Source organism: Leifsonia sp., from assembly GCF_051955155.1.
Taxonomy (GTDB): Bacteria; Actinomycetota; Actinomycetes; order Actinomycetales; family Microbacteriaceae; genus Leifsonia.
In genome coordinates this window covers 1-6,192 of sequence record NZ_JBQCGZ010000049.1, presented here as the reverse complement: position 1 = coordinate 6,192, position 6,192 = coordinate 1, and the positions used below count along the sequence as shown (strand labels likewise).

Sequence of the window (6,192 nt, the reverse complement as noted above, 5' to 3'; positions counted from 1 at the left end):
CGCGCCGACGAGCAGGCTCGCGCAGCGCGCGAAGCGCACGACCGCTCCAGCGCGACCGCCGTCGACGCCGAGCTCGAGCAGGTGCGGGAGCAGGCGGTCCCCACACTTCAGGCCATCGCCCGGGGCGATGCGGTCGATCCGGTCGCCGTCCGCCTGCTGGAGGCCGAGCTGCGCGACAGCATCCGCGGTCGCGCGCTCGTCCGGGAACCGTTGGTCTCGGTGGTCCGCGATCTGCGGGCCCGTGGCGTGGACGTCCTGCTCGTCGACGACACCGGGGAGGACCCGCCGCCGCCGTGGCAGCTCGCGCAGCTCGTGTCCCGCGCGGCCGCGCGACTCGTCGAACCCCGCGGTGAGACCGCAGGCGTCATCCTCCGACTCGCGTGGGACGACCGTCGCCCTGTGCTGGCGCTGTCCATCGATGGCAGCCGCGTCGACACGATCGCGCCGGTGGCGGAACCCGACCCCGTTGCTGGGCGAAGTCCGGCCTGAGTCTCGACGCGGGAGGCTCCCTCAGAGTCCCCAGCGTGTTTCGAGCGCGTGGAACCCCCACGCGAACGCCATATCCGCCATGCGCCAGTTGTGCGACAGGCCCGGCACCCGGTACTGGTGCGTCGTCATCCCCGCGGCCGCGGCTTTCGCCGCGAGGTCGGGCATGACGGGACCGTAGACGCGGTCGAGCGCCCCGACCGCGAAGTACGCCTCCTCGTCCCGGTAGCTGGTGTGGGCCATCACCCAGGTCGGTCCGGCGTGCTCCCAGGCGCGTGCATCCCCGCCGAATCCGACCGCGATGCTGTGCTGGACGCTGCCGTTCAACGGCGCATGCTCGCCGGACACGTCGACGAATGACGCGAAGACGTCGGGGTGCTCGGAGGCGAACTGGATGGCACAGGTGCCGCCTTCGGAGAACCCGGACACGGTCCACCGGCTCCGATCCGTCTCCGCCGGGAGGTGTCCCAGGATCCACGCGCGCACGTCGCGCATGACGTACGTGGCGACATGACCGAGCGGTGAATCGATGCACATCGGGTTGCCGGTGAAGGAACCCAGCTGGTCGGGAACCACCACGATCGGTGCGACGCCGTGGTGCCGTGCGGCGATCTCATCCATCATCGGGCCCAGGTCGCCGTCCCAGACGGGATCGTATGGCCCGGCACCGATGGTCTGGCCCGAGAACATGACCACCACCGGCAGCAGTCGCGGCTGCGGCACGAGTGCGGCGGGTGGCAGGTAGACCACCGCCGCACGCGCGGCGTAGCGCGAGGCGGTACCGGGGATCCGTACCGACCCGACCAGGCCGTGGGCGGGCATCGCGTGCGGTCGTCGAGCGACATCGCCCCGCAGGACCTGCGGGAAGACAGGGATGCGCAGACCTGCGATCCGCAGGTAGTCGGTGCCGACCGGCAGCACGGAGGGGCGCCATGTCGCGGTCGTGACGATGGCGGGCGCGGTCGCCGTGGCGATGACGGACCGGACCGGTCGAGGCGGTGCGGTCGCCGAGCGGGGCGTCGTCCCAGCTGCTCCGTGGAGCACCACCGACGCCACGACCGTGCTCGTGACGAGCGCGAGGGCCGCGACCGCGGCGACGGCCGCCGATCGGTGCCGCCGCCGGTGCATCAGGACGCCGACCGTGCCGGCACCGGCAGCCCCGGCGGCGACGAGGATCGCGGCGAGCAGGAGGTGCACGCGGGGCATCGTCGCAAACACCGGTCGTCGACTGTGGGACGTTCCCCGCGCCGTTCACGTCGTGGGCAGGACCACACCGGTCCTCCGGCAGCAGCTCACCGATCCGCACCGCCGCGGACCGCGGGTCGAGCCGCCCGTCCGGCGCGGCGCGGTCGCCCGGGTCGCGTGGTGTCGCTGGAGACGTCCAGATCAGGGGCCGTGGTGGGCGCTGAGGGGGAGCCGGATGATGAAGACCGCCCCGCGGCATCGGTCGCCGTCGTCGATGGTGATGGTGCCGGCGTGAGCGTGCGCGATCTGTTGGGCGATGGCGAGGCCGAGGCCGGTTCCGCCTCCGCTGCTGCTGCGGGCTCGTGCTTGGTCGAGTCGCGTGAAGCGCTCGAAGACGCGTTCCCGGTCGCCGGGCGGGATGCCGGAGCCGTCGTCGGCGATGCGGAGTTCGGCAGTGGTGTTGTCCGTGGTGAGCGCGACCGTGATGGTGGAGTCGGCGTGGTTGTGAGCGTTGTCACCGAGGTTCCGCAGCATCCGGGAGAGGTCCACGGTCGATCCCCGTACGCGTGCCGCGGCGAGGGCAGCAGTGTGGATGCGGAGGCCCCCGATGGAACGGAGTCGGCGCGCTTCCTCCAGTACCAGGTCATCGAGGTCGACGTCCGTCAGGGAGCCGGGCGGAGATCGGTTGGTGCGGGCGAGGTAGAGCATGCTGTCGATGAGGGCCGCCATCCGCTGGGTCTGTTGGTCGATCGTGGCCAGCAGGTCACGAGTGTGCTCGGGGTCCGGGTGGGCCAAGGCGACCCCGACTTGCGTGCGGAGAGCAGTCAGCGGACTGCGGAGTTCGTGGGAGGCGTCGCCGATGAACTGCTCTTGTCGTCGCGAGGATGCCTCCAGGCGGTCGAGCATCGCATTCATGGTGGTGGCAAGACGACCGACCTCGTCGTTGTGCGGGGGCACAGGTACACGGCGTGCCAGGTCGCTGTGACCGATCTGCGAAGCCTCCGCGCGAATGGCCTCCATCGGGCGCAGCGCTCGGCCGAGGGTCCGCCAGACGGTCCAGGCGACGATCAGCATCAGCAATGGCAGGCCGGTGGTGAACAGCAGGATCAAGGTGCTCATGGTGGTGCGGAGTTGCACCAGCGAGGTGCCGACGTAAATCCAGCCAGGTCCCGATGGCAGGTGGACGGGCACCGCGACGATCCGCAGCGGTTCGGACCCCAAGGGTGAGGAGTCCAGCGTCACGGTGACTTGCCGCGCGTCCTTCGGGGCCGGGATCACGGGGCCCTGACCGGTGACGTTGGCGCTGGCGGACACGACCTGGTCGGCGGGGCCGATGACCTGCACGAACGAGCTCTCCTCGCCCGCCCCGGGAACGGTCGTGCCCAGCCTGCCCGCGGGGAGCAGAGAGGCGACGTCACGAGCTCTGAGCGCGGCAGCCTGGTCCAGATCGGCGGTCAGGGCCTGTTCCGTCAGCAGCACGACTCCGGCGCAGCTGACAGCCAGCACGGAGGCGAGGACCGCGACCGCGCCGAGAGTCACGCGGACCCGCACCCCGGCTCGCCGAAAGCTACCCCCCATTGGCCGGCCCTGTCTCGGCGGTGAAGCGGTATCCGGCGCCGCGGAGGGTGTCGATCGGATTGCCCGCACCGGAGCCGGCGAACTTCTTCCGCAAGTAGCCGATGTACACCTCGACGACATTGGAGTCGATGTCCAGCTCGGCGTCCCAGACATGCTCCGCGATCGTCACCCGGCTGACGACGCGTCCGTGTCGTCGCATCAGGAACTCCGTGAGCGAGAACTCCCGCGCGGTCAACTGGATCTCCTGCTCGCGGAACCAGCACCGTCTCGCGGCAGGGTCCAGCCGGAATTCGCCGGCGACCACGATCGGGTCCCGTGAGGGCGGCGCGCGACGCAACAACGCCCGGATGCGGGCGACCAGCACGATGTAGGAGAACGGCTTGGACAGGAAGTCGTCCGCCCCCAGGTCCAGCGCATCAGCTTCGTCGTACTCGCCGTCCTTCGCCGTCAGCATCAGGATCGGGACGGCCGAGCCGGTCGCGCGGAGCCGGCGACACACCTCCCATCCCGAGAGCCCGGGCAGCATGATGTCGAGTACGACGATGTCGAAGTCATGCTCCTGCGCCATCCAGAGCCCATCGACCCCGTCCGCCGCCGTCTCGGTCACGAACCCTTCGGCGGCCAGCCCTTCTGACAACGCCTGACGGATGGCACGGTCGTCCTCCACGAGAAGCGCTCGCACACCGCCTCCCTCTGCGTCGTGGTTCCGTGCCCAGCAGGAGCCGTAGAGGCACCGTACGGCGGGTGTCGCCGGGGTGGTGCCGTTCAGGACGGGTTCATAGGGCGGCTTATCGGGGCCTCACCCGCTCCGATCACAGTCGCTCTCAGCCAGTCCACTTGGGGCTGCGCACGTGAAGGGAACGACACCATGCGAAAGAAGATGACGATCGCCGCGACCGGTGCTCTGGCTCTGGCCCTTACCGGCGCTGGAGCAGGCGCCGCGATGGCCAGCACCACTCACACCGCCCCATCGCTCTCCACCGTCTCGGCCGTGCACCCGCTGAGCTCCTCCACCTCCAGTCCGGAGACCAGCAGCAGCGAGTCGAGCGCCGAGGCGCCCGAGTCGGCCGCCAGCAACGACGGTCCCGGCGGCCACGCCGACGCCAACAACGTCGACGTCAACCACCAGGGCGGCGCGAACGAGCAGTAGCCCGACACGCCCGTGGCCGGACACCGTCCGGCCACGGGCCGGCGCCATCTGCTCAGAACACGCGTCGTCACAGAGAGCGCACTGCCCCCGTCTCGTCGCCTGCACCGACGAAGTGGTGCAGCTGTTCTTCGCGGATGGCGTCACTCCGGGATCCGTGAGACCCCGGCCTCCGGCGGCGCTCAGCGCGTGCGGTGCAGGATCTCGAGCTGGTACGGAGCGACCACCGCGGGGGAGATGCGGAGGTCGAGCAGCAGGAACCGGCGCTCGGACTCCGGCTCCGCGACCCACGTCCGCAGGCGGTCGAGGTCGTCGAGCGTCCGGACGACCACGCCCTCCGCACCCACCGCCCTGGCGAGCGCGGCGAAGTCCACCTCGGGGATGAGCATGGGCTCCGGTGCGAGCCCCAGCGCTCCGTACACGTTCGTCTCCGCGCCGTACTGCCCGTCGTTCCAGACGACCGCGAGCCCCCTGCCCGCTGCGGCGCGCACGGCGGACTCGAGGTCGGCGAGCGCCATCAGTCCGCCGCCGTCGCCGGTCGTGAGCACGACGGTCGACGCGGGGCGCGCCGTCACCGCACCGACGACGGAGGGGAAGCCCAGCCCGATGGCCTGATAGGCGGTGCCGACCATGAGCATCCGGTCGGGGGCGGCGACGGGCCAGTACATGTTCGCCCAGCCGATGAAGTGGCCGCCGTCGGAGACGACGACCCGGTCCTCCGGCAGCAGCTCACCGATCCGCACCGCCGCGGACCGCGGGTCGAGCCGACCGTCCGGCGCGGCGTGGTCGCCCGGGTCGCGCCTGAGCAGCGCGGCGCGGTCGATCGACTCGCGCCACCCGGAGGGCTGTGCGCCGAGGGCGGCGAGCTCCGCGATGAGCGCCTCCGCCACCAGCGCGGCGTCGCCGCGGATGAACCGGCCGACGTGCGGGTGGGTCGCCGCCGGAGCGACGTCCACCTGCGTGACGGTCGTGCCGGGCGCGAAGAGCTCACCGAAGCGCGTCGTGAACTGGTTGAGGCTCGCGCCGAGCACGACGACCGCATCGGCGCGCTGCACCAGGTCCACGGCCCCCTCCGCACCCCACCCGCCGAGCACGCCGAGGTCGTACTCGGGGCGGGGGAACACGCCGCGCGCGAGCGCCGTCGAGCCGGTGACCGCGCCGATCGCGTCCGCGAGCCGGCCGAGTGCGTCGCCCGCCCCGGCGAGCCACGCCCCGCGACCGGCGAGCAGCAGCGGACGGGAGGCGCCCGCGAGATCCTGCGCCGTTCGGGCGATCGCCGCCCGGGCGAACGGTCCGTCGATCGGCAGGGGAGCCGGGACGCGCAGCGCCACCCCGGTCGACAGCTCGCCGCCCTCGGCGCGCGCGACGTCGTACGGGATGGCCAGCACGGTCGGCAGCTGATACGCGAGCGCGTGCTCGAGCGCGATCACCGTGGTCGCCGCGGCATCGGTGCGGCCGACCGTGTACGTGCGCGCTCCGACGGCGGACGCGAGCGCGATCTGGTCCACATCCCACGCCCGGGGCCCGGAGGTGGGCTCGTCACCCACCACGAGCACCAGCGGCACGTGCGCCTGGACGGCCTCGGCGAGCGCGGTCAGCGCGTTGGTGAAGCCCGCTCCGTAGGTCGTCGTCGCCGCGGCCACACGACCGGAGGCGCGGAAGTGCGCGTCGGCGGCGACGACCGCGCCCGCCTCGTGCCGGACGGGCCAGTAGTGCGCGCCGGTGCGTCGCTCGAGCGCATCGAGGAACCAGGCGTTGCCGTTGCCCATCACCCCGAACACGTGCTCCACGTGTTG

The 6,192-nt window shown here is 71.8% G+C and carries 5 protein-coding genes and 1 pseudogene; 2 read left to right on the top strand and 4 right to left on the bottom strand.

Annotation, left to right across the window (positions count from 1 at the left end; genetic code table 11):
• Positions 1 to 489, top strand: a pseudogene (locus ACTHMF_RS04785) (hypothetical protein); the annotation flags it as partial.
• A gap of 21 nt (positions 490 to 510) precedes the next feature.
• Here the strand turns inward: ACTHMF_RS04785 and ACTHMF_RS04780 are convergent.
• From ACTHMF_RS04780 to ACTHMF_RS04770, 3 genes are all read right to left on the bottom strand, one after another.
• On the bottom strand, positions 511 to 1,683 hold the full coding sequence (locus ACTHMF_RS04780; RefSeq protein ID WP_440316512.1) for an alpha/beta hydrolase: 1,173 nt from the start codon (positions 1,681 to 1,683) through the stop codon (positions 511 to 513).
• Between the two features lie 189 nt (positions 1,684 to 1,872).
• Positions 1,873 to 3,210 (bottom strand): sensor histidine kinase, encoded by a 1,338-nt coding sequence (locus ACTHMF_RS04775; RefSeq protein WP_440316511.1) that lies wholly within the window; start codon positions 3,208 to 3,210, stop codon positions 1,873 to 1,875.
• 28 nt (positions 3,211 to 3,238) lie between these two features.
• Positions 3,239 to 3,931 carry a response regulator transcription factor gene (locus tag ACTHMF_RS04770; RefSeq protein WP_440316510.1) on the bottom strand — a complete coding sequence of 231 codons (693 nt, stop codon included), beginning with the start codon at positions 3,929 to 3,931 and terminating at the stop codon, positions 3,239 to 3,241.
• 261 nt (positions 3,932 to 4,192) lie between these two features.
• On the opposite strand from ACTHMF_RS04770, the gene ACTHMF_RS04765 reads away from it, so the two are divergent.
• Entirely contained in the window at positions 4,193 to 4,399 is a 207-nt protein-coding gene (locus ACTHMF_RS04765; protein WP_440316509.1) for a hypothetical protein, read from the top strand.
• Positions 4,400 to 4,578: 179 nt separating this feature from the next.
• On the opposite strand, the gene ACTHMF_RS04760 is transcribed toward ACTHMF_RS04765, so the two are convergent.
• Positions 4,579 to 6,192 (bottom strand): thiamine pyrophosphate-binding protein (locus tag ACTHMF_RS04760; protein WP_440316507.1); only part of this gene is annotated, 1,614 nt, incomplete at its 5' end.

Excerpts from the sequence above, each read along its gene's own strand:
- ACTHMF_RS04765 (WP_440316509.1), top strand. The coding sequence starts at position 4,193 with ATGGCCAGCACCACTCACACCGCCCCATCGCTCTCCACCGTCTCGGCC.